This is a genomic window from Lysinibacillus cavernae (assembly GCF_009724685.1).
In the GTDB taxonomy this organism is placed as follows: Bacteria; Bacillota; Bacilli; order Bacillales_A; family Planococcaceae; genus Lysinibacillus; species Lysinibacillus cavernae.
In genome coordinates, this window is the sequence record NZ_WMEF01000002.1 from 207,324 (window position 1) to 230,086 (window position 22,763).

The following is a 22,763-nucleotide window of genomic DNA, read 5'->3' on the forward strand; positions in this document are numbered from 1 at the left end:
AACGCTTATGATAGGGGCGGTTTAAAGGAGTGTTAGGATGAGACGAAATCAATTAAGTTATTTCATATATCCTTTTGTCTATTTCATTATAAGAACGATTAATCAATGGAGGAAACAAGAGCCGATTACATGGGGAGAAAATGTCATGATGATGATTGGCACGATAATCTTCATATTTATCTTTATTATAATGTGGAATTGGGCGAAAAAGCCTTATCAATGGGGAAAGAAGACAAAATGAGTAAAAACCCTTAATTGTTTCACTTCAAAAGTAGGGAGGAAAGTATGGTAGATGAAAACAAAAAAATAAATAAATGGCTATTACTGATTAGTATTATTTTAGTGATTTGTCTACCTTTTATTTTGGGAAGCAGAGAAAATTTAAATGTTCATGGTGACAGAGAATATTTAAAGGCAATCTATGGATTTCCATTTGATTGGTTACATTTATACCCTAATAATCGTTTCAGCTTTCTTTGGATAGGTTTTATTCTCAATATAATGTTTTTCTATTATATGATTAAACTGTTCATTTGGATTTATAAAAAAATAGTTGGTATGTTAAGGTGGATGACCACCTAACATTTTAAATTTGGAGTCAAGTAGATAATTGAATGTTTTACTTCGTAATGCAATGAGGTCATAGCACATACATAGGTTACGAATAGGTTTACTGAAAAAGCGCCTATTTTAATTTTTTACGGGTTTTGTGGCTCTGATGGAGGCAATTTCTCCACATTGTTTACAGACTGAAAAAAATAAGGAGAGAGCCAGGAGAAAATAGGGCGTCAACTGGTTTCAGGGCAGCATAGCCATACTGAAAATGAATGGCCACCACATACTTTCCATGTTTACACCTTATTATTTACTTTTAGGTAAACCATAACATCTAAAAAAGCTGTAGCGATATGAATCACTACAGCTCAGAATTGGTTGATGCCCTTTGAGGTAATCTCATGTATTATAGCATAATTATTTATTGACTGTATAGATAGGTGAAAAGCTTATGGATGATCCTAACTAGTTAGCTTTTAGTAAAGGCGTTACTCCCATATAAACCAACAAGTAAATGAGCATCTTTTGTAAAATGAATGTCATACATTTTTTCATATTGAACAGTAATGATTGGGATCGATGCTTGAAACATGTCTCTTATTGGCAATAAATCTGGTAATTTTAATGTATGCTTTTCTAATGCAGCTTGCTTTTTTTTCTTCCAAATGGTGGCAATGATATTGAAAATACTCCTCATAATGTTTTTCTTTGTTAGCATAATAATCAGTCAAATATTTTACGGTAGGTTGATAATTTTTAACAAAATCTGTAACCGTATCGAAAACGATCATCTTATGCTCCTTGTCATTTTTATTTAAATTTCTCAGGCTTGGCTACTTTGATAGAAGCAGCTTCTCCACATTTTTTACAGAACGTTAAAATAAGAGGGGAGCCTGTAGCAATAATAGAGCCTATTGGGCGGACGTTTCCTTCACTCGTTATACTACCAACTTGTCCCGTTGCAAATAGGTCATTCCCACACGCCTTGCAAACTGGTTTATTGTTTTCCACGTAATCACCTCTTTATGAAATATATGTAAATTTTAACATAGTGCGTTCAAGTAACTCAAAAATAATTCAATTTTCTTGTGTTGTTAGTTTAAAAATAAATAGTTTAATGTTAAACTATTTTACGATAAAAAAGTGAGCTATTGCTCTTTTATAGTATTGATTGAATTGAGGAGGAATTGAAATGGATCGACTGAAAAATAAGGTAGCATTAGTGACTGGGGGTGCTTCTGGCATTGGTTTATCAGCCGCTACATTAGTAGCAAAAGAAGGGGCAAAAGTGGTCATTGCTGATTTCAACGTAGATGGTGCAAAAGAAGCGGCAGACGCTCTAGTCAAAGAAGGGTATGAGGCGTCAGCCATTTTCCTTGATGCTGGAGATGCATCATCTATAGAAGCAGTGGTGAATTTCACAGTTGAACAATACGGCACATTAACTGTTCTGTTTAACAATGTGGGGCTAACAAACTTGAAAAAGGATTTGGATGTGGTAAATATTGATTTAGATGAGTGGGATCGTTTAGTTAATGTGAACTTAAAATCTATATTACTTGGTAGCCGTTTCGCGATTCCGCATATGCAAAAAGCAGGTGGGGGTTCGATTATTAATACGGCTTCCATGGCTGCATTCGCTAGTGATCAAATTCGTACAGCTTATGGTGCCACAAAAGCAGGCGTGGTGAACATGACCAAAAACATTGCCACACAATACGGAAAAGATCAAATTCGTTGTAATGCGGTCGCACCAGGTCTTATTTTAACACCAGCTGCCAAAAACAATATGCCTGATGAAATGCTTGCAATCTATGCCAAATTTAATGCGTTACCATACCATGGAGAAGCGGATGATATCGGCCATGCAGTCGTATTTTTAGCCTCTGATGAATCGAAGTTTATGACGGGTCAAACGCTACAAATTGAGGGCGGGCACTATCTTGCAAACCCAACGATAGCAGATACAAATAACTGGCTAGCAACTTTATAAATCACCAACAAAAGAGGTTGTCCTCATAATGGACAACCTCTTTCGTTATGCTGTAAAAGCTTCTGAATATTGTACAACACCTTGTACATTGGCAAGCGCATTTTCCGATAATTCAATCGCCATAAATACTTCGTCTGGCACATCAAACGGCGCTCGAATATGCCATTTGCTTGCTGGTTGAAAGCCAAATTTGGGGTAGTAATCTTTGTGACCTAATAGAATGACGGAATGATAGCCCAGTTCTTGTGCTTTTTTCAGTGCAGCACGAATTAATTGACTTCCTATACCGAACTTCTGATGGGAAGGGACGACAGAGACAGGGGCAAGTGCCAATGACTCCACAGCCTTGTCACCGTCCATGATGTGAATTTTAGATAAAAGAATATGGCCAACCAGTTTATCTTGGAAAATAGCAACTAATGATAGCTCCGGGATAAAGGCATCTGTTTGGCGTATACGCTGTACGAGTAAATGCTCCTTTTTATCACTGAATGGTTCATTCAAAAAAGCGCTTTTAACGACAGCCTCCGTTGTTTGATAATCTGCTGTGAGTTCTTGTCTAATCATACTATCCATTTGTAGTCTCCTGTTCTTTTTAATGATCCTATAAATGGTGCCCTCTTCATACATTGGTTGCATGAAGAAAGCTTACTCACAATGCTTAAACATAAGTTGAACAAACAAAAACCTCCCATGTCGTATGTTCATAGTATAGCGAGAAAAAGTTGTAGAGGTCAATGGTGGAGAAGAGTGGTAAATACAGCTATTGATACATATGCTTTCTCTTCGGCAGAAGTGTTAATTGATACATATTTTGCTTACGCTACATTTGTGGGGCTTTCAATCCAAACTGTGCCCATTCCTCTTTGGCTGGACCATAAATACCAGGGACAGTTAATCCAGCTTGGCGCATCAAAACGGTCATTTGCCCTCGATGGTGGCTTTGGTGCTGTAATAAAAATAATAAGAGGGAGCCATTGGGTATTGCTTGACCAATAAATTCAATCGTTTCATTCATTGTATGGTCAGTCCATTGCGTCTTTAATGCTTCCACAAAGGCATTACTTGTTTGAAGATAGCTATCAGCAATAAACTGCGCAGAAGTAGGAACAGGAAAATCTGTCGCTGGCGCTTCAAACACTATGTTTGTATTAGCCGTAATAATACGTATCGCAGCGACAGTATGCCAAGCAATGCGTCCTAAAGTCCAGTTTTCTGGCGTTATTGCCTGATCAAGTGATTCGTCCGTGAGATGATTGAGTAGTTTTTGCGTAGCTGCAGCTTCAAATGTCCAGGATTGTAAAAAATGATCTACTGTTTGAAACATAACAAATCCTCCCCGAAAATAAAGTCTTCCATCCAATTATAATCTCTTTTTAGTTAATAGGGTTCCATTTCCATTATTTATGTTCCCAAAAGAAAGACAGCATAAAGTATCGCATAAATAGGAATGGCGATAGAAATCATGATATACATAGTCCATTCACCTATCGTCAGTTTTCTTTGCCATCTCGCTAATTTAAGCTGTCTCCGATACACAAAACTAGAAAACAAAATGAGTAGTAAAGCTAGATCCTTTAAGTTACCTAAAAAGGTTATCAAATTATCAGCTCCTTTAGGCTTTTGCAATATATGAGCTAACCTATGGTAACATGACTATCCATCACGCCTCATTTTCGAGCCCGTTGATATGTGTCTTGATTTTGCGTGCATTTGAGCAGGAAGGTGTCTTCTGCTTCCATCAAAATAAAAAGTGCGCCTCTATACATGATAGAGACGCACTTTCGTTTATTCTTCTCGAATGACAATAAAAACACCACTAAAAATTAATAGGGAACCCAACCAAAAGGATAGACCGATCGTCTCTCCTAATAAAAGCCAGCCTAAAAATGTGCCGACAATTGGTTGAAAGAAGAAAAATAACCCTCCACTAGAAGCATTCATTAATTGAAGCCCTTTGTTCCACAATAAAAACCCACCCGCTGTTGAAACAATGCCTAAGTAAAGTAAGCCACCTGAAATAGTTGGCTGCAACACACTTGTCATATCCAAATCTTTTAACCTTGGAAGTACTAAAGGTGTCAATAACAAAACGGCAATCGTAGATGTATAGGTCGTGACTACAATTTGCGAATAATGGCTCGGAACTTTTTTCACTAACACAGACATCAATGCCCAGGTTAATGCTGCAATTAGTAAGTAGATGCCACCTAATTGCTGTGTCATGTCGATTTGACCATTGCCTACTATGATACCAACGCCAATCGTTGCGAGAACAATGGACAAGCATTTTTTTAGGGTTATGTTTTCTTTCAAAATCAAACGTGCGAATACAACCATAAAAGCAGGAGTTGTAGCTGTAATAATCGCTCCCATCTGAGCCGTGGATAGCATCGTGCCCATTTCTTGCGTAACAATCGAAATCGTATTTCCAATTAAACTTACAAGGAAAATGAACAACCAATCTTTTTTAGCTATTTTCCAAGATTGCTTCATGACGATGCCAATAATGCCAAGGGCCACCACCGCAATTAAATAGCGCATCCAAACTAGTTCCGATGGCGGCACAACATCCACCACTACTTTAACAACCACATACATAGCACCCCATATACTCGCTGCAAGCGATAAAAAGATGGCGCCGATTACTTTATTTCTCATGTTTTTTCCTCCGTTTTCATAGATACCTATGTCCTTAACGGAGAAAAAGCGCTTCTACCGTTAAGGAAGAAGAAGTGCTGGTACGTCCTGTTCGAATAATGGAGCAAACATCATAGTTATCACACCATCCTATTTTCATTTTTTATAAGTATAATGGAATATTCATAGTTTTCATAGAGGCTATTATGGTCATTTACTAGTTGAAACCTAGTGTTTAAAGGGGAAGATGAAAAAATCTATATGTCAAACGGACGATCGAGCATTTAACCAGGAGAAACATATGTGATTATCGTAATTGACTACAGAGTGAGATAATAAATGATACGATACATATAAAAACATGACATTCACTAGTAAAAGTATTGCTTTAATGTGATGAAGGTCTAAAAAATGGGGGAATTTGATTTGTTATATTATGTAATTGATGCATTTACAGAAACAAAATTTGGTGGGAATCCAGCTGGCATTGTAATCTATGAAAATTTAAACGAGGAGTTTATGCAGAAATTTGCTGCAGAAGTTCGTTTTTCAGAAACAGCATTTATTAAGAAGATAGACAATAAAACTTTTGAAATTAAATTTTTTACACCGACTGCTCAGGTTGATCTTTGTGGACATGCTACAGTCGCATCCTTCAAAGCCCTATTGGACAGCCATCTTATAGAAGATAACAATACCTATTATATGAAAACACACGCTGGCACACTTTCCGTTCAAGTAAATCAATCCTTTATCATGATGGAGCAAGCTGAACCTAAGCTAGGAAAAATAGTTGACGATTATGATTATTTGTCTGACCTTTTTAAAATTGATAAAAGTCAAATAGGAGATGAAAATTTCAGTCTAGTACCTCAAGCCGCAAGCACTGGTCTTTGGGATATCATGCTGCCACTAAAAACAAAGGAAACCTTGTATAGTTTAAATCCGGATTTTAAAGCACTTGCTGAATATTCAAAGATGAATAAAGTAGGGGGCTTCCATGCATTTACGCTTGACACAAACAATGCCCTAGCAGAGAGTAGAAACTTTTGTCCACTCTACGGTATTGACGAGGAAGCAGCAACAGGTACTTCTAATGGGGCATTAACCTATTATCTTTTTAAGAACCATGTATTGAATACATTTTATCAAGAGTATACGTTCAAGCAAGGGTATAGTATGGGCAGACCTTCTACGATCATGACAAAATTAATTAATAAAAATAATCCGAGAGTGATGGTAGGTGGGCATGCAGTAATATTGACAAAAGGTGAACTATACTGAGTGTTATCCAACTGGATAAAGGAGATTGATGAAAAGTAAAACACGTAGTAGCTCCACACTACTACGTGATCTCCTAATCGTGCTGATTAGTAAGATGGTTACAGCAAATACTGAACTACTAGTTGTATCCATTAGAGCAGACCAATCCTCAATCTTAACCAGATGCTGATTATAAAACAATTGGAAGCTTATCGAAATAGCACAAAAGCTTATGCTTAAAGTGCAAATAATTAATCACCTTCCAAAATATACAATGATTATATAATTTAGTAAAATACAAGATATGGAAGTATCATTGATATTACAGCTATGAAAAGGAGTATTTAAATGATTAGTTGTTATCAACAATTTACGCTAGTCTCTACAATAAAAAAATTTATCACAATAATTGTTTAATAATATTAATATAGTATAAAAAAGGGTGATATTTTGTCGAATAACTCCTCTAAATATTATAAATATGTAGCATTATTTTTTCTCATAGTTGAATTACTGTATTTTGGAATTCCAGATTATGTGAAGCCTATCTTTGTTTATGAGTACATTATATTTTTCGGATTAGCTTATTTATTTGGTATTCTTCAAGATTTTTTTAATCTCAGTGAAAAAACAGATAGATTATTACGTATAGCCCTTATCATCAGTTCAATCGTCATGGCTATTACATCCGTCTACTATAAAGCCACGTTCTCGGTTGTTTTTTCTGTAATAATGGTCGTGGCGATAAGTTTCTCATTATATTTAGCGATCAAGGACAACAAAAAAAATAAGCAAAAGGAATAATACCTTTCGCTTGTTTTTTTTTGTTGCCACTCCAATCATACTGTATTTAATTTTCCCCTAAAGCTTAATTAAAACAATGGCTTTTGAAACCCATTAATGCGGGCGATAATAGAGATTTGTCCAACATGGTATGCTTCATGCGTGTAAACATGATTAAACAACCAATTGAGAGTAGGTACTGAAGGTGGCGTCCATCCATCAGAAAACTTAGGAACTTCGACTAATTGATTGAGTTGCGAATCGTCTAACGTATGTAGAATGTCATCAGTATAATGTCTAATTTGAATATAGCTATCTACTATTTCTTTAGGCGAACAATCATCGTTAAGCTTTAAAAAACAACTCTTTTTAAGTCCAATTTCATTAACCCAATAGTCTTCGCTACTTGATATATGTGAAATAATCCAAGCTAGATTAGTTGGATAGACATCTGATTTCTTAAACCAAAATTCCTCATCAAGTTTGTTTAGGTAAGGTATCAACGTTTTCCTAATATCATTACGATATGAAAACAGCAAATAAATACATCCTTTCATATATTATTAAATTTATTTTAAATGAATGAACAATAGATAAGAAGGGGTTTGGAAATTAAAAAATACTGTATTTCACAGTTCGAAAAGTATATGTTCAACAAGGGGATTTGAAATCAAAAAAGAGTTGCTCTGAAATGAACAGCTAATTAATAAAAAAATTATTTGACAGATTTTAATAAAACTTTCCCTTTGTTGTATACAAATCTTTCCCACTTAGCTAAAAATCCATTTCCATTCTCGCCATTTTCTAATTCTAAAGCGTGATTTTTATGGAAATCTTTTACTCGTTTATGATGTTCTTTTTGCCATTGATGTAAAGGATGATGTTTCATTTTTTAGCCTCCTTTTAGTTTATTAATTATATGGTTTGTATGGATAAATTAAAAGAAATTTATTCATAAAATTGGTAGTTATGAGGTATGAATATTCGACAATGAGAAAGTAATCGAATATAGGTAAGTACAAATGATAAAAAAATGGTCAAGGAACTCCTGTTAGTTACGGTTCTTTTGCTTCTTCCCATTTGCAACGCCTACTTCGAAAATAAAGATGACCATGAGAAAGAAAAGCGCAATTTTTGTAGTAGCGTTTGCAGTCCAAAAGCCCAAATAATACATGAATACAAGAATGATAGATAAAAGAGTTTTAACAATTTTTAGAGTCATTCTGAAACCTCCTAATATTTGGAGTGTGGGTTATAAAAGGATAACATAGTTAAAAAGTTTCAAGTACTATGAATTGTGCATTTACTGAACACTTTAAGGATTAGTTGATAAAAAAATGTAGTGAAGGAGATATGTTTATGAAACCATTTATCATTCACCATAAAATCGGTTGGTTACCTAGTAAATTACAGTACCGCAAAACGTATTCGATAGGCTTTAAAGGAGTAGAGAACGAAGTGTTTACCTTCAAACTAACGAAGAATAGTACGCATGTTATTTTAAAAAGTGACAGTAGAGAAATTGTTGTTAGCAAACGAGAACTAAAGCGTTATTTTAAAGACGGATGTTTACAATTTCTATCTGCACAATTTGAGGTGAATGATATGCCAGTTCAAGCGTTTGGGTTAGGGGGTAGTGCAAAATGTCCATATTGTGGAAAAACGTTCGTAATGAATGATATAGATGAAGAAGATGACAAATATGTAGAACACGTTTTAATGTGTGAAGGTTAATGAACAGTTTGCTATTTCTTTTCATTTTTTTTACTATTCCATGCCCAATTAAAGAAAGCATAGAAAAATACTGCCCATAAAGAAAAGAAAAGGCTATTAAGCAAATCCCAAGTACCATTTTTGACATAATCCCGGACCAATAAAGTTAAAAACAGAAATAAAAAGTAGAATATATAGATATATTTCCTGACAAATTCCAAAATATCACCTCATTGTGCAATATATGTAAATTTTATCATAATTAAGCCGCAACGTCGTCACACACTACAGCAAACTTCTGAACAATACGAGCAAAATGTACAGGCAATGAGTTGTTGTGACTATGTATTCAAGAAATAAAAGAAAAGGGTCATCTGGATGAGCGACGACCCTTTGGTCATAACAAGAGTGAATAAGGGTGATAAATAAGTAGTTCACTATTATTATGATAGTTTGTAGAAGGTGTTATGGAGATTTTTTACTGTTGTTCGTAATGAAGATGTTATTTATGCCTGAAACTAGCGCCGACAATGATTAGAAGAATGAATAGGACAACAATTAAAGCGAATGATAATTTATCATGCTTGCCATGGTCCGTACCATAAAGCTCATTTCCCATAGTAAATTCCCTCCTTTCTATAATCTAGAATATGTCATGTTATAGATAGGAGAGATGCTATTCATCTAATCCTTCCTTCGATCCTTATTGTAAAAATAAATATTCTATTACTTAGTTTGAAAAAGAATAACGGTGTCCACAAGTCATTGAACAAACTACTATGCTAATTATTTTGGATAACTGTTCTTTTTGTTATTACTCTACTGAAAACGGAAGCGAGAACTTGTTGAAAAAGCATACCGAACACAACAGGCATTGCTACTTTACCTGGAAAGTATGTTGTAGCAACAATGACACCAACAGCAATATTTCGCATGCCACCTGTAAAGACAAAGGTCGTCATTTGAGGATCGTCCTTTAAAATCGTCCGACCAATGATGAAAGCAAATATATAGCCTGATACAGCTAGCATAAACACTAAAAGTATCACAAAAAATAGGTGAAAGTTGATATCTTTTAAGTAGGGAGAGATCGCACTACTATTGATCATAATGACCGCAAATAGACACAGCTTCGAGAATGGAGCAAGCTTCTTTCCAAATTTCTTTGGTACTTCCCCTTTTGAAAGTTCATTCACCAATATGCCTAAAATCGTAGGTAACACAATCATCAGCAGTAAGTTCACAATCAGTGAAGCAACATCCAGTTCAATTTTTTCACCCGAAACGATATACAGTATGAAAGGGAGGATGAACGGAGAAAGTAGCGTATCAATTAAAATAATTGATAAGCCTAATGGTAAATTTCCCTTGCAAATATTAATCCAAATCACACTTGTTACGCCAGTTGGGAGTGCGACAGCTAATACAAAACCAACCGTCAACAAATGGTCATCGAAGATAACAGTGGATAAGAAATAAGCCCATAAAGGCATCAATAGATGAAGAAAAATAATGGAGAATACAATCAGTGCTGGATGCTTCATGAAAATTTTTACATCTTTAAATTTCATCGTTAAGCTTCCTGAGAATGTCATGAAAGCAAATAGCCAGGCCACAAGGAATAATAAATGATGTCCAACGCTTTCTAAGAAAACACCTAAAACTAAGCTTGCTGGTGTCAGGATCGCAATGTATTTTTGGAGAAATACATTTAGTTTTTCTAACATACAAAGACCTTCTTTTTTAGATTATTTTTTAACTTTAGCATAATTATTTAATAAAATGCTAACTAAATTTCATGCCTAGCATTAGTAGTTTTCATGCATTAAAAACCAATTCGTTCAATAAATAAAGAAAAGTCGCTCATCCTAAAATGGGCGACTTTTTGATGGAGCAACTATTTACTTGTTAGGGCTGAAAACATAAGGCAAGGACTAAGCTTAATTTTTTTTTTGCAACCATCGCAATCCACGATACGATACACTAGCAGGGACTACTTTTTCCTAGAACTCTAAACGCATAGTCTGGTTCGTATCTTTGAACCCATGTCTTTCATACAAAGTTTTAGCCCCTTTATTTTCAGTCAAAACATTTAACTCTAAGTAATCCAATTTCCGATCGTTAGCCCATTTTTTTGCCTCTGCTAATAATGCGGACCCAATTCCTTGACTTTGGTAGTGCTTTCCGACGATAACATCAATAATAAAAGCATATTTATGTTCAACCAAACAGGAATAAGATGGGGTGGTTGTTTCCTGAACTAGTAAGAAGCCCACGATTTGATTATGGATGCAAGCAATGAAAATATCTGAATCGTCTTCAATTATGGTATATCGGATAAAGTTCACATCTTGTTTAGCAGGTCTGATATATTTAGGTTGTAGAATTGACATTTCTAAAAAAAGCTCTTGGTATAAAACCTCAATTTGTTGAATGTCATCTAATGTAGCGATTTTAATTTCCATCCTATCCCTCCGTCTTTGATTAGAATAGTATTAAGTAATATATTACATTATTGGGTGATTAATAGAAAGGGGAGAGCGAGAATGAGACTATGGCATGTTGATATAATTGCCTATTTACCAAAAGGACAACTACTCTCACAGTGGAGAGAACTAAATAGCATATTTGCCAAAGAAGACCAACATATTCTTATTAATTATATTTACGAATATCCTAAAGACGATTTGTATAGGTATACAGAAAAAGTCATCGGTGAAATGAAGAAGCGTGGTTATCAAATTAGAGCATACGAAAAAATGAATAAATACTTTGAAGATTTAGGACAAGTTCAGCATATACAACCTTTTCAGCATCATCATGATAAGGAATATCTTGAAATTTGTTTTTATAATTTAAAGGAGAAATTTATACGTGGTCAGAAAGATTATGAAGAAGAAATGTATCAACAATTATGCACATACGTTAATGGCGTGCTTAAATAGGAGGGTTCATTATGTTGAAAGCGATTATTTTTGATGTAGATGGGACTATTTTGGATACAGAGCAAGCCATCTTACAGTCTTTACAAAGAACGTTACGAGAAGAAACGCAAAAAGATTATACGTTTGAGGAATTACGATTTGCTTTAGGCATTCCGGGGTTAGATGCATTACAGAGACTAGAAGTCAGCAACATAGAGACTGTTCATAAAAAGTGGTCTGCGGCTGTTCTTGATTTTTCACAGGAAGTTTCTGTTTTTGCCAATCTAGCAGAAATCATACAATACTTAGCAACAAAACCAGTACACCTAGGCATCGTGACTTCTAAAACAAAACAAGAGGTAGTAGATGAGTTTGATCCGTTTGGGTTAAGTGATTATTTTAAGCAGGTTGTGAGTGCCAGTGATACAGAGAAACATAAACCTCATCCAGAACCACTTTTAAAATGTCTAGAATTATTACAAGTAGCACCAGAAGAAGCCATTTATATTGGGGATTCTAAATATGATCTACAATGTGCAAAGCAAGCAGGAGCCAAATTTGCCCTTGCCCTATGGGGTGCCAAAACCACAAATGGATTTGGGGAGGCAGATTACGTTTTACGTGAGCCACAGGATATTTTGAACATCCTTTAAGAGAAGTTAAAAAGGTGTAGCACCTCAGTGCTACACCTAAAAACATTAATCCCAAATATTTGGGATGGCAACTTGCGCTGTGCGTAAATAATCCAGTAATTGGCCCGTATGGACTGACTCATGATACGCAATTCTTAGCAACATATCTCCCAATTCTCGTATGTATCCAACATCTGAGCGGTCAATCTGTATCTCTGCTAAATCCTCAGCAGAAAAAGATTGAATTGTTTTGATAAATTCCTCTCTAAAAGGTGCTGCAAACAATAATTCTGCTTCCACTGTGGAGTAGGGTTGTTTTTCAAAAGGCGAATCAAATGCAGCTAAACTTCCTTTATTTTTTATTGCCAGGTGGTAATAATGTTCACTTTCTAGAACATGTCTTATCATTTCAATGCAAGACATGGCTTCATCATCAGGTCTCCAATGCAATTTCTCTTGGGGGATAGACATCCACACCTTGATACTACGTCTTCGCACTTCGTTGAAATTTACTATAATCAAATCAATTGCGCTCATCATTCATCCTCCATTCGTTAATAGTAATAAAATTATATAAGAATATACGTTCGTTTGGAAGCATTTTCTATGAACTTCGAGGATGATTTTTCAATTGCTTACTTAAAAAATAGATAAACCTCTCTTGTACTTGCTTTTTCTTTATCATCCGATTCACACGAACATTACTTTCAAGGAATTTTCTGACGTGACGGTTGGCAAAAAATAATCTGCGATACTGATCATCGTGGTAAATGTCTTTAAACCAGTCATATTGCTGTAAACGTTCAATATTACGATCGATTTTTCTTGTATGTAGAGTGGTAGTACTTACAGAAAAAGCATCAGTTAAAATTTCAAAAATAAAATACAACAAGTTATACACCCTTCCATTAAAAATACTTAACTATACTAATAGAAGGGGATGGGTTATTCAATAGTTAAAAAATGGGACATTAACAAACATATAGTTTTACACATGCTTCTACAGAGAATACTCAAGCGAGGTGTTCCATAAGAATCGATAGTAGGGAGTGTATTTATAGCCGATATTTGCATTACCTATATGTTGAAGAGTAACAAGGACCAAATCAAATTAATTAAATTCGTCCCTTATTGGAAATAGGTGCTACGGCATTCTTTATGTCTTGCAGTTGAAGACATTTTATTGCTTTAAAAAGATGGAAGGGGCACTTGTTGGAAGTGCCCCTTAGTAACAAATCGGGAGGTATCATGTTAAACGAAATGCGCTTAACAATACTATTTATATGATAGGGTAACTTGGTTTTGTAGACCATCGTCTTTAAAAAATAAATAAGCTAAATTACAGCTCGTATTTGAAAGATAGCTGCACCCAATTCCTTACATGTAGTTCCCATTTCTTTATTTTATTTTTATACTATAATATAGGTAGTTTTATCCAAAATTAAAGTTCTATATTTTAGCTTAAAGAGAAAAGTTTAATGGACAATTATTGATAAGGGGGGGTTGTATGAAAGCCTTTTATGTTATATTTTTCTGTTTAGCAGTCACATTGCACAATTTAGAAGAAGCGTTATGGTTACCTCAATGGTCTCAAATTGATTCATCATTTCAAAAACCTGTAACACCAAATGAATTTCATTTTGCAGTATTGATTATTACTGCACTAGCCTATTTAGTTTCATTTTTAACTTTAAGTTTTCCAAAGTCAAAATTAATAAAATGGGCATTTACTGGATTTTTAGGCTCTATGATTTTTAATGCATTTTTTCCGCATCTAATTGTCACAATAGTAATGAAAACATATTCCCCAGGACTTATTACAGCTTTATTATTGAATGTACCTATTAATACTGTAATTCTTCATTCATTACATAAGAAAAATTTTATTAAACTAAAAGAAATTATTATTTCAACAGTTATTGTAGGGATTCTTTTATTAGCAATGATTCCTTTACTATTTACTCTCGGAGGTAGCTTAATAAATTTTTAATCAAATAAAGAGCTAGTTTAAATGGTGCCAAAACTTAATAGATAGCGTCCTTTTAGTTCCTGCTTATAATTAGATGGAAAATCGAGCGCTCTTAATACACGTGTGGAAAATTCTAAACCATTTAGTGTAACGTGACAATCAAGTCATTTAATCTAAAAACCTCAAACAAGCATAACCCCGTTCTAAGCAAGGACGAGGTTAATAATATAGTTTTTTAATTTTTGATGTAGATACTTCTCTACACTAAAAAATATAACAATCAAGTCGTTTACAAATCTAAATTTTATGCAACAATCGCGCCCAATCGTTGCATAAGGGTGGCATCAGATTTATACATATACAATGTTAGGTAAAAAGATGGTACCAAACGACGCTTTGAGAAGGTTATACTTCAACTAACGCAGCAGTTTAGTTGAAGAAGGAATCATAGTTTTTGGTAAAATAATGGTATTATATTTAAGTATAGTGGGATGGCTAAAGTGCATTAATAGAACTGTACGGATACAAGGTATATTGTGGAGGGGAAAAATGAAATTCTTTAGAAAAATGTCTAAACTTGAGAAAAGTAATTGGAATAAAGGAGCCCCCTTGGTCTGCCGGAGAATTTTCGGGGAAGAAAATTCAGCAGACAACCCTTCAAGGCTAAGTGGTGAAGCCACCCAGTCGCTACGCTCCTTTAAGCCTTTCGGGTTCGTAGATACACTAACGTTAGGCGAAACTCTCGAAGGACATTATAAAAAATGAAGTGAAGTTCTAAGACCTTAAATATTATGGAGGGACAGAAATGAATAATTTAGAACAAATAATTTATGACAAAGTTAAGAAACGGATTGATGGTTGGTGTGATGATATTATCAAAGATATTTATGTATTGTCGTTTTATATTGATTGTGAATTAGACGATATGAGAAAGCCTAGGCTTACTTTGGGGTACAATACAAACTCTAATTTGACGTTTAATATTTCACAAGCCACTGATGAATGTGAAGCGAAGTGGAATTATGCTTTTTGGCTACAAAATGAAGAAATCGTGATTGGAGAGAACAACGAGGGTACTAACAAAGAAGAACTACAATTAAGGGATCAATGGGTCGGAGAATCACAATGGTTTTATACGGATACAGATGAGGAAGAGGATTTTGATCGAACTTTAGAATTAGGAGAAAGAATAGTAGAAGATTTCTATGAAATAATTAAAAATGTTGTTAAACGATTACACAATGAAGGTGTGATTATTGGAAAATTCAATAAAGTCTTACCATTAATTATTCATGAACTAGAGTATTATGAAAGGTTTATAGAAATTAACCAGGATATCAATCCAGAAGACTGTATAAGGGAATTTGTAATGTGGATAGATTCAATGTAGGAGTAATTGAAACGGACGAGAGCATCGCCTAACATCATATCTACACCGCGTCTGCCCAAGGCATTTATCAGGCAGACAACCCTGCAAGGCTAAGTGGCGGCGAAGCCACCCAGTCGTGGGTGATAGAAATCCCCACCCGTAACCTTAAAACTTTTACGATACGGTTTGCCTTTATCTAAGAATGCCCGAACCTGGCTTTCTCCTTTTGAAATATCCAGACCAACGACTGGATTCATTCTTAATCTCCTCCTAGAATCATATTTGCAGTTACCCCTAATCCTCCATGCAGTGTCATAGCTTCGCTTGTTATACGAGAGCTAAGTCCCAACCAGCCTCAATCATGTTTCTGCAAGTAGGGGGCGAACGGTTTAGTTGACGGGATCATGCCCCACGAGCAGGTACGTTCTACCCTGGCTACTGCTATAATAAAACTATATAAAAAATGGTCAACCAGAAATATCTGGCTGACCTTATAATACGAACGATGCAGGATAGTTGAAGTGGGGTGTATGATGAGATCGCATGATGAGTCAACTTACAACGATGAGTTCAAGGAAAATGCCTTAGAAATCATTTTTCTTTTTGAGGTAGGTATTGAGTTCATTGGTTTCCCTCAGTCAGAGCTGTAACGATTAAATGATTTTTATGAGATAAAATGCACTCAAAAGGAAGAAGAAGTAAAAAAGCGGATTATGAATATTCACTATGATTTTTTTGGAGGTGCTAATTTCAAGGATAGAGACGATCCCCAAAATAAACAATTATCCAACTATCTGTTAAAGGAACTTAGTGAGATAAAAAACACGTTACGCTAACGGAGAACGATAGCTCGATACTGCTCCGATATAGGGATAGGGATCGGTGCCTCGTTGAGTTAACTGGCAGAATAGTTGAAACGAAAGCATTGAAGCACGGCAAAAATTTTATTAGGAGTTCTTATGAAAAACAAAACAATAATTGATATAAGGTATTATGGGGTAGAAGATTATCACTTTGATATTCCTTACATTGGAGACAGATATGCAAGAAAACTGCGTGAATTCGATTTTAAAACAGGAGATTATGACCATATTTACATCAATTTTGTTGATTCATTACAAGAAGGTCATGTAGAGATTACACCAAATCTCAATGATAATTGGTTTATTTACGTTAACATCGGTGTTTCCGTTAATAAATTCAATAGGTTAAACCCAGATGAAAAATTCATTTTTAAAATTGAATTGACTACGGAAGTCCTACGTGCCCTTTGTGAAAGAGACGGACTTGACTTTGAAATAGTAAAAAAGGTCAAGAAAATGATGCTAAAATATAAAACCGAATTGGAAATTGTTCATAAGGAAAAGGAAACGGCAAAATATAAAGTCGTTATTAGCCATCAGATAAGACCATTGAACAAGGCTTCTATTTCATTTGTTGAATATACTGATAAAATTACAGGTGTTAGTATGAAGAAAGTACTTACTAAACTTAAAAAGTATAAAGATATTTACTTTTTGGTTTCATCAATAAGTGTTACAAAGGACGTAGTAACATTAAAACCAAGAATATCATCAACAGCAGAAGTGCATTTGCGTTCATATAGAACACCTATCCAAATCCCTATTGTGGATTTCTTTACCAACGATGAAAAGATTTCTTCAGAGGTAATGTTCCGCTAACGGGCACTTTAGTGCAACAAGGATTTATAAAGCATACAAAATAAACCTAATAAACGTTCCCAAATGCAAGTTTTGGAATACACGAAAAAGCCACGAACGTTGTTAAATCAGCGTTTGGGCTTTTTTTCGAACATTGGTTATGCAGCATTTTATACAGATGGCACAAATGGTTGATGCAACGATGTTTGTGCTTGCTAGGCTTGTTCTTTAATTTGCATAAAAACTTGTATAGTAAATCTCTTATCGCTATGAATATACAGTTTTTCTAACACTCCCCTGGAAAAACGTTATTCAACAATCTGGCCCTTTTGTTGGATTCGCATTGGCATCATATGTATCCTATCTGATTTCTGCTGTTGTTTCTGCAACGTCTGAGCTTTTTGAAGTCAAGTATTTCCGAACAATTTTTTGATGGTGCCATTATCTAAGTCACAACCATAGCTGAGAATGGTCACTTGTCTTCGTTGTGCATCATCATTTAAATCCCATCCATAACGAGCGTTGTAATGAATATATTTACTTTTGTTCATGGGATGCTCCCTTAATTAGTATCTAATAAAGATAGCATAGAAAAAGAGTTCATATAATTAATTTTACTATTTTTCCTTATTTTTCTTTTTAACATGAAACTTTTGGATTCTAAGTCTCGTATAAACAGAAAAATACGTTTTTCTGGAGGTAAACATGTTTAAATTGAGAGGCTCCTTTCTTCTAAGTATTTTGTTATTAACTGCCTGTACAGAGGAAACCGTTGATCCTAAAGAACAAATACAAGAAGAAAAAGATAATAATATGGTCGTGACAGAGGATGGAAAACTAACCTTCGAGATTATTAATAAAATTAATGTTTCGCAAGACAAAGTAGATGCTATAAAAGATGAACTCCTGACGGCCTATGATGACATTCAGCAGACAATACATACTTCATATGTTCCATCCGAGAAGATAAAAGTATACCTCAATGAAGGCAATCAAAATTCCTGGGGGCTTGCGTCAAAAATCGAGTTAACTGGCGTTAAAGAAGATCAATATCCGCTTGTCCATGAACTGACACATTCTTTACTTGGCTATGGCAACAATTTTGATGCAAGTAGTGGTTATTTTACACAAGAGGGTTTTGCGAGTTATATGGAAGATCAATATGGAAAAAATGACTTATATCTCGAAAAGTACATGAAGCATTTTATGGATTCAGACAAATTAATTCCCATTAGCAAGTTGATCGATCCTAATCAAGACGATGCTTATTTTCGTCCAGACCTTACAAATATAGAAGAGCTGGACACCCTTAGGTGGATGAGCTATACGCATGCTGCTTCATTTATAAAATATTTAATTGATACCTATGGACTAGAAAAGTTTGAACAACTATACAACGAGAAGGACCTAGCTAATAAAATGGAGGAAGTATACGGAAAAAATAGTCGTGAATTAGAGAAGGACTGGTTAGCATTTATTCATATTCAAAAAGGATTTACCCATGAAGAAAAATTAAAATCGGGTTATTTTTATGGTAAAAATACAATAATTATTCAACTAGATCCAACATATTTTGCCAAGGAATAGTTTTTCCTAGATCATCAAGTAAAACCAGATACCTGGTTTTACTTTTTGTATTGATTCGGATGAAATTGCCTATGTACTAAATTCACACCCATCAAAATGCACACGACACCGAAGATTCTTAAACAGATATTTTTAAGCAATACAGTATCGTCAACAGGAATGACGATCAACATCGGACCAATCATTATCAATACAATTCCAATTACTCCTTTTATCATTCTTAGTATGTAGTTAAACAAGTATGAATTCATCTCTATTCTCCACTTCAGTTTGACGGTAGCCGAAAAGTAAAAGGGTCACTAGGCTGGTAAAGCGACCCTTAATCGGCTGATAGAAGTATCTTACACTACTTTGGCAGTGTAGAAGGTGCTAATGGGAAATATTAATAATCTTTCTGCATGAAAGAAGCGCCCACGATAATTAATAAAATGAATAGAACTACGATTAAAACGAATGTTGAACCGTTATAGCTACCACCAGAGTCGCCGCCATAATAGCAGTTTGTATTGTAATTACCTACGTTTCCATTGTATCCCACTGAAAATCCCCCCTTTCTACAACCTATAATATGTATGGTTGTAGAAAAGGGAAATGTTATTTACCCTATGTGATGAAAAAATTTTCGGTAATATTGCATGAGAGAGAAAAATAGCCATCCATCTAACTTCATTAAAGTAAAGAAATAGATGCAAAAAAACATTTTTTGTCACTTTTAATGGCAAAAGAGTTTTGTTTAGTGATGCTTTGTCATGGCGAAAGAAGTAAGAAAAGGAAGCGGGAGATAGATGCAACGAGAAAAGCTAAAGCAAAAATAGTAAGTGAACCGACTGAATGTATTGCATATTTGAAAGAATTGGTGAAGTCAAATCGAATTTATGATGGTCTTAATAGATAAGGGTTTACTACCTAATCTTTATGTAGAATGTGACTCGATTCAGTGGGCTGAAATGTACCATGTGATTTTTATTCTGAAAGATCATTATTGTCTTTTTTGCAGATATTTAGTAAATAAAGGGAAGTGAGGATAGTAGAATAAGATGGTAAGGACAACAATAATAAAAAGGTTACTTGATATAGCTGAATGGCTATTCTTTATTTATATCGTGATTTGTCTATTGATTTTTAACATGATTCATTTTGGCAACCTTCTATATGTGGATACGCCACAAGAAGAGCCGATGATGGTGACATCATCTTTTGCTCAATCATTACTGTTCGTCATAAGTATAGGTGTCATTTGTTTCTTTTATCTGAGGTATTTAAGAGGCGATAAAGTATATAAAAGAATCAAAGCGGTCTTATGGGGGCTACTATTTGCCTTCAATGTGTTGGGGAGTGGTTTTTGCTTGGTAATGAGCGATGGATTGACATTTAATCAGCACGAAACGATTTTACTATTATTGGCTCCTTTGATTAGTGTCGCTCTAACAAGCCAAGCAGTCATGAAATATTATGAATGTAAGTAAAAAGAATGTCTTCCAGAAATGAAAGTACAGGTCAATCCAAATAGCTATATGGTCCAAAATGGTCATCCTATCAACTATTTATTTAGAGAATTTTATAGGAGGAGATATGGTAAAATGAACTATAGCTTTTGTTTGGAGGGATGATGTTGACAGCAGAAAAAAGTTTAAGGATTTGTGAAAAAGGACATACGTATTATAAAAGCACAGATTGTCGAAGTTGCCCTACCTGTGATAAGGAAAATAAACCTAGCAGCGGCTTCCTTTCAAAACTCAGTTCACCTGCAAGGAATGCATTAGTTCACGAAGGAATAGACACTTTACAAAAACTATCCCAATATACTGAAAAAGATATATTAAAAATTCATGGTATTGGACCTGCCACTTTACCAAGTATGAGATCCTCCTTGGAAGAAGAAGGGTTGTCCTTTAAATAAGTTTTAACACAATGTGGAGGAGATATAAATATGACAAATAAGGAATTAACACAGGAACAGCGTGAGGAGCTAATTAGTACTTTGCATGTTCGATTTGAGAAAAATAAGAACCGTCATGAAGAGCTTGAATGGGCCAATGTACAAGCTAAGCTTGAAGCTAATCTAGAGAAACTATGGTCGCTCCATGAAATGGAAGCTTCTGGTGGTGAACCAGATGTTGTTGGCTATGATCAAAAGACGGATGAATATATTTTTTATGATTGTTCAGCGGAAAGCCCAAAAGGTCGCAGAAGTGTATGTTACGACCGAGAAGCATGGGAGTCAAGAAAAAATCACAAACCAGAAAATACCGCTATGGATATGGCAACAGATATGGGCATTCAGCTATTAACGGAAGAACAATATCGAGAGTTACAGGAACTTGGGAATTTCGATTTGAAAACGTCAAGCTGGGTACAAACACCTGAAAACATAAGAGAACGAGGCGGTGCCATCTTCTGTGATCGTCGCTACGACATGGTCTTTATGTACCACAATGGAGCTGAATCCTATTACGCTGCTAGGGGCTTCCGTGGCTCACTAAGAGTCTAAAGAAATAGATTAAATTGATGTACTAAAAAGGTATTTGTTCGATGAGTTGACGAACACAAAAAAGCCGATGTCCATATGTGGAGATCGGCTTTTTTGTATAAAGACTGACAATTCCTTCTTAATAGTAACTATTCTATTTATTTATCTGTCGAGAAGAATCGTTAGTAATGAAATGAGTGTGAATAAATAGATTGATTTTTGTTATATATTTTGAATCAATCGCCATTTCTTTTATATGAGGAAAGAAACTATTTAAGGGTCACTCGACTGGAAGTGACCCTAAGTAACAATTCGGGAGGTACTTGTTAAACTAGTTTCGCTTAACACTACTATTTATATGCTGAGTTAACTGGGGTTTTATAGTTAATTGCCTTTGGAAAAAGAAAAAAGCCATAGTGTATGCAGACGCTACAGCTCAGAATTGGTTTATGTCCTTACATAAGGTGCACTATGTTAAACGGGTAAACAGCAGTAACTAAAGAGAATTTATTACAAATGATTGAGTTCTATTTACGTAGGAATTATATTTTTGAAATTTCAAAAAAATGAATGACCGAAATTGTATTAAGTGGTAAAGTATAGAAAAAAGAATGGAGAATTATGTTATGGAGAAATTGAAAAGCGTTGAATTAAAGCATTTTTCAAGTGAATATACGAAAGAATTAAACGCTTTTGTACTGACAGAAGAACAAAAGCAATTTTCTGCACTTCCAAGCAAATTTGAGGAAATTAATGAAGGACAGTATCGTATTGTTATTTTAAGTGATCATACACCCGTTGGCTTCTTTCTCCTAAATTCAAATGAAAGAGTAAAGAAATACACTACTAATTTGAATGCTATGTTATTAACTGCACTATCAATTAATCATTCAGAGCAAGGAAAAGGTTACGCAAAACAAGGAATGTCATTACTAGTTGAGTTTGTTAAAACAGAATTCCCTCAATGCGATGAAATTGTTTTAGTTGTAGACAAAGATAACATCCCTGCACAAAAACTATATCTAAAAGTAGGATTTGTAGATACAAATGAGAGGCTAAAAGGACGTATCGGCGAAGAAATTATTATGAGCCAATTAATAAAATAATAGTAGAAGACGAACAAACGTGTTTGGCTGAAAGTTAGAAAATCAGTTTAATAAAAACGAAAATACCATCTTTAATTGTGAAATGAACGAGCATAGCT

General features: G+C 34.7%; 31 protein-coding genes and 1 pseudogene. 16 read left to right on the top strand and 16 right to left on the bottom strand.

Annotation, left to right across the window (positions count from 1 at the left end; genetic code table 11):
• The first annotated feature begins 37 nt into the window (after window positions 1-37).
• Window positions 38-241 (top strand): hypothetical protein, encoded by a 204-nt coding sequence (locus GJU32_RS05420; protein ID WP_155590926.1) that lies wholly within the window; start codon window positions 38-40, stop codon window positions 239-241.
• Between the two features lie 44 nt (window positions 242-285).
• Complete coding sequence (locus tag GJU32_RS05425) at window positions 286-582, top strand: hypothetical protein (protein ID WP_155590927.1); 297 nt, start codon at window positions 286-288, stop codon at window positions 580-582.
• A 442-nt stretch (window positions 583-1,024) separates the two neighbouring features.
• Here the strand turns inward: GJU32_RS05425 and GJU32_RS05430 are convergent, their stop codons facing one another.
• On the bottom strand, window positions 1,025-1,252 hold the full coding sequence (locus tag GJU32_RS05430; RefSeq protein ID WP_155590928.1) for a hypothetical protein: 228 nt from the start codon (window positions 1,250-1,252) through the stop codon (window positions 1,025-1,027).
• A 113-nt stretch (window positions 1,253-1,365) separates the two neighbouring features.
• Window positions 1,366-1,566 (bottom strand): hypothetical protein, encoded by a 201-nt coding sequence (locus GJU32_RS05435; protein WP_155590929.1) that lies wholly within the window; start codon window positions 1,564-1,566, stop codon window positions 1,366-1,368.
• Between the two features lie 181 nt (window positions 1,567-1,747).
• Here GJU32_RS05435 and GJU32_RS05440 point away from each other — a divergent pair, with 181 nt between their 5' ends.
• Entirely contained in the window at window positions 1,748-2,548 is an 801-nt protein-coding gene (locus GJU32_RS05440) for an SDR family NAD(P)-dependent oxidoreductase (RefSeq protein WP_155590930.1), read from the top strand.
• Between the two features lie 45 nt (window positions 2,549-2,593).
• Here GJU32_RS05440 and GJU32_RS05445 read toward each other — a convergent pair whose 3' ends face one another.
• The 4 genes from GJU32_RS05445 to GJU32_RS05460 form a co-directional block, all read right to left on the bottom strand.
• Window positions 2,594-3,124 carry a GNAT family N-acetyltransferase gene (locus GJU32_RS05445; protein WP_155590931.1) on the bottom strand — a complete coding sequence of 177 codons (531 nt, stop codon included), beginning with the start codon at window positions 3,122-3,124 and terminating at the stop codon, window positions 2,594-2,596.
• A 247-nt stretch (window positions 3,125-3,371) separates the two neighbouring features.
• Window positions 3,372-3,875, bottom strand: coding sequence for a DinB family protein (locus GJU32_RS05450; protein ID WP_155590932.1), 504 nt, complete (start codon window positions 3,873-3,875; stop codon window positions 3,372-3,374).
• Between the two features lie 77 nt (window positions 3,876-3,952).
• Window positions 3,953-4,150, bottom strand: coding sequence for a hypothetical protein (locus GJU32_RS05455; protein WP_230874946.1), 198 nt, complete (start codon window positions 4,148-4,150; stop codon window positions 3,953-3,955).
• A 186-nt stretch (window positions 4,151-4,336) separates the two neighbouring features.
• Window positions 4,337-5,209: a DMT family transporter gene (locus tag GJU32_RS05460; protein ID WP_155590934.1), complete on the bottom strand. Its 873-nt coding sequence runs from the start codon at window positions 5,207-5,209 to the stop codon at window positions 4,337-4,339.
• 405 nt (window positions 5,210-5,614) lie between these two features.
• On the opposite strand from GJU32_RS05460, the gene GJU32_RS05465 reads away from it, so the two are divergent.
• The gene (locus tag GJU32_RS05465; RefSeq protein ID WP_155590935.1) at window positions 5,615-6,472 is read left to right on the top strand and encodes a PhzF family phenazine biosynthesis protein; all 858 of its coding nucleotides are present in this window, start codon (window positions 5,615-5,617) and stop codon (window positions 6,470-6,472) included.
• A gap of 851 nt (window positions 6,473-7,323) precedes the next feature.
• Here GJU32_RS05465 and GJU32_RS05470 read toward each other — a convergent pair.
• From GJU32_RS05470 to GJU32_RS23090, 3 genes are all read right to left on the bottom strand, one after another.
• Window positions 7,324-7,773, bottom strand: coding sequence for a DinB family protein (locus tag GJU32_RS05470; protein ID WP_155590936.1), 450 nt, complete (start codon window positions 7,771-7,773; stop codon window positions 7,324-7,326).
• A gap of 176 nt (window positions 7,774-7,949) precedes the next feature.
• Window positions 7,950-8,123 carry a hypothetical protein gene (locus GJU32_RS23085; RefSeq protein ID WP_196426606.1) on the bottom strand — a complete coding sequence of 58 codons (174 nt, stop codon included), beginning with the start codon at window positions 8,121-8,123 and terminating at the stop codon, window positions 7,950-7,952.
• A 162-nt stretch (window positions 8,124-8,285) separates the two neighbouring features.
• On the bottom strand, window positions 8,286-8,456 hold the full coding sequence (locus tag GJU32_RS23090; RefSeq protein WP_196426607.1) for a hypothetical protein: 171 nt from the start codon (window positions 8,454-8,456) through the stop codon (window positions 8,286-8,288).
• 137 nt (window positions 8,457-8,593) lie between these two features.
• Here GJU32_RS23090 and GJU32_RS23095 point away from each other — a divergent pair, with 137 nt between their 5' ends.
• Window positions 8,594-8,968 carry a hypothetical protein gene (locus tag GJU32_RS23095; RefSeq protein ID WP_196426608.1) on the top strand — a complete coding sequence of 125 codons (375 nt, stop codon included), beginning with the start codon at window positions 8,594-8,596 and terminating at the stop codon, window positions 8,966-8,968.
• Between the two features lie 481 nt (window positions 8,969-9,449).
• Here GJU32_RS23095 and GJU32_RS23740 read toward each other — a convergent pair.
• The 3 genes and pseudogenes from GJU32_RS23740 to GJU32_RS05490 form a co-directional block, all read right to left on the bottom strand.
• Window positions 9,450-9,524: pseudogene (locus tag GJU32_RS23740) on the bottom strand (YjcZ family sporulation protein); the annotation flags it as partial.
• Between the two features lie 205 nt (window positions 9,525-9,729).
• A complete protein-coding gene (locus GJU32_RS05485; protein WP_155590938.1) occupies window positions 9,730-10,674 on the bottom strand; it encodes a bile acid:sodium symporter family protein in 945 nt (314 codons plus the stop codon).
• Window positions 10,675-10,950: 276 nt separating this feature from the next.
• Entirely contained in the window at window positions 10,951-11,412 is a 462-nt protein-coding gene (locus GJU32_RS05490) for a GNAT family N-acetyltransferase (RefSeq protein ID WP_155590939.1), read from the bottom strand.
• Window positions 11,413-11,493: 81 nt separating this feature from the next.
• Here GJU32_RS05490 and GJU32_RS05495 point away from each other — a divergent pair, with 81 nt between their 5' ends.
• Both GJU32_RS05495 and GJU32_RS05500 read left to right on the top strand, forming a co-directional pair.
• A complete protein-coding gene (locus tag GJU32_RS05495; RefSeq protein WP_155590940.1) occupies window positions 11,494-11,892 on the top strand; it encodes a pyrimidine dimer DNA glycosylase/endonuclease V in 399 nt (132 codons plus the stop codon).
• 11 nt (window positions 11,893-11,903) lie between these two features.
• Window positions 11,904-12,524, top strand: coding sequence for an HAD family hydrolase (locus GJU32_RS05500; RefSeq protein ID WP_155590941.1), 621 nt, complete (start codon window positions 11,904-11,906; stop codon window positions 12,522-12,524).
• Between the two features lie 45 nt (window positions 12,525-12,569).
• On the opposite strand, the gene GJU32_RS05505 is transcribed toward GJU32_RS05500, so the two are convergent.
• Window positions 12,570-13,040, bottom strand: coding sequence for a DinB family protein (locus tag GJU32_RS05505; RefSeq protein ID WP_155590942.1), 471 nt, complete (start codon window positions 13,038-13,040; stop codon window positions 12,570-12,572).
• Window positions 13,041-13,107: 67 nt separating this feature from the next.
• On the bottom strand, window positions 13,108-13,395 hold the full coding sequence (locus GJU32_RS05510; RefSeq protein WP_155590943.1) for a hypothetical protein: 288 nt from the start codon (window positions 13,393-13,395) through the stop codon (window positions 13,108-13,110).
• A 615-nt stretch (window positions 13,396-14,010) separates the two neighbouring features.
• Between GJU32_RS05510 and GJU32_RS05515 the strand changes: the two genes are divergently transcribed.
• Together GJU32_RS05515 and GJU32_RS05520 are read left to right on the top strand one after the other, a co-directional pair.
• Window positions 14,011-14,493: an HXXEE domain-containing protein gene (locus tag GJU32_RS05515; RefSeq protein ID WP_155590944.1), complete on the top strand. Its 483-nt coding sequence runs from the start codon at window positions 14,011-14,013 to the stop codon at window positions 14,491-14,493.
• A gap of 784 nt (window positions 14,494-15,277) precedes the next feature.
• Window positions 15,278-15,862 carry a hypothetical protein gene (locus tag GJU32_RS05520; protein ID WP_155590945.1) on the top strand — a complete coding sequence of 195 codons (585 nt, stop codon included), beginning with the start codon at window positions 15,278-15,280 and terminating at the stop codon, window positions 15,860-15,862.
• Between the two features lie 89 nt (window positions 15,863-15,951).
• Here the strand turns inward: GJU32_RS05520 and GJU32_RS05525 are convergent, their stop codons facing one another.
• Entirely contained in the window at window positions 15,952-16,098 is a 147-nt protein-coding gene (locus GJU32_RS05525) for a hypothetical protein (protein WP_155590946.1), read from the bottom strand.
• A 702-nt stretch (window positions 16,099-16,800) separates the two neighbouring features.
• Between GJU32_RS05525 and GJU32_RS05530 the strand changes: the two genes are divergently transcribed.
• Entirely contained in the window at window positions 16,801-17,523 is a 723-nt protein-coding gene (locus GJU32_RS05530) for a hypothetical protein (RefSeq protein WP_155590947.1), read from the top strand.
• A gap of 684 nt (window positions 17,524-18,207) precedes the next feature.
• Window positions 18,208-19,089 carry a gluzincin family metallopeptidase gene (locus GJU32_RS05535; RefSeq protein WP_155590948.1) on the top strand — a complete coding sequence of 294 codons (882 nt, stop codon included), beginning with the start codon at window positions 18,208-18,210 and terminating at the stop codon, window positions 19,087-19,089.
• A gap of 382 nt (window positions 19,090-19,471) precedes the next feature.
• On the opposite strand, the gene GJU32_RS05540 is transcribed toward GJU32_RS05535, so the two are convergent.
• Window positions 19,472-19,627 carry a YjcZ family sporulation protein gene (locus GJU32_RS05540; protein ID WP_155590949.1) on the bottom strand — a complete coding sequence of 52 codons (156 nt, stop codon included), beginning with the start codon at window positions 19,625-19,627 and terminating at the stop codon, window positions 19,472-19,474.
• A gap of 177 nt (window positions 19,628-19,804) precedes the next feature.
• Between GJU32_RS05540 and GJU32_RS23325 the strand changes: the two genes are divergently transcribed.
• From GJU32_RS23325 to GJU32_RS05560, 5 genes are all read left to right on the top strand, one after another.
• The gene (locus tag GJU32_RS23325; protein WP_230874947.1) at window positions 19,805-19,984 is read left to right on the top strand and encodes a hypothetical protein; all 180 of its coding nucleotides are present in this window, start codon (window positions 19,805-19,807) and stop codon (window positions 19,982-19,984) included.
• A 142-nt stretch (window positions 19,985-20,126) separates the two neighbouring features.
• Window positions 20,127-20,555: a hypothetical protein gene (locus GJU32_RS05545; RefSeq protein ID WP_230874948.1), complete on the top strand. Its 429-nt coding sequence runs from the start codon at window positions 20,127-20,129 to the stop codon at window positions 20,553-20,555.
• A gap of 146 nt (window positions 20,556-20,701) precedes the next feature.
• A complete protein-coding gene (locus GJU32_RS05550; protein WP_155590950.1) occupies window positions 20,702-20,989 on the top strand; it encodes an RNA polymerase alpha subunit C-terminal domain-containing protein in 288 nt (95 codons plus the stop codon).
• A 30-nt stretch (window positions 20,990-21,019) separates the two neighbouring features.
• Window positions 21,020-21,580: a DUF4256 domain-containing protein gene (locus GJU32_RS05555; RefSeq protein ID WP_196426609.1), complete on the top strand. Its 561-nt coding sequence runs from the start codon at window positions 21,020-21,022 to the stop codon at window positions 21,578-21,580.
• A gap of 605 nt (window positions 21,581-22,185) precedes the next feature.
• Window positions 22,186-22,665, top strand: a complete 480-nt coding sequence (locus GJU32_RS05560) for a GNAT family N-acetyltransferase (RefSeq protein WP_155590952.1) — start codon at window positions 22,186-22,188, stop codon at window positions 22,663-22,665.
• Window positions 22,666-22,763: the final 98 nt, after the last annotated feature.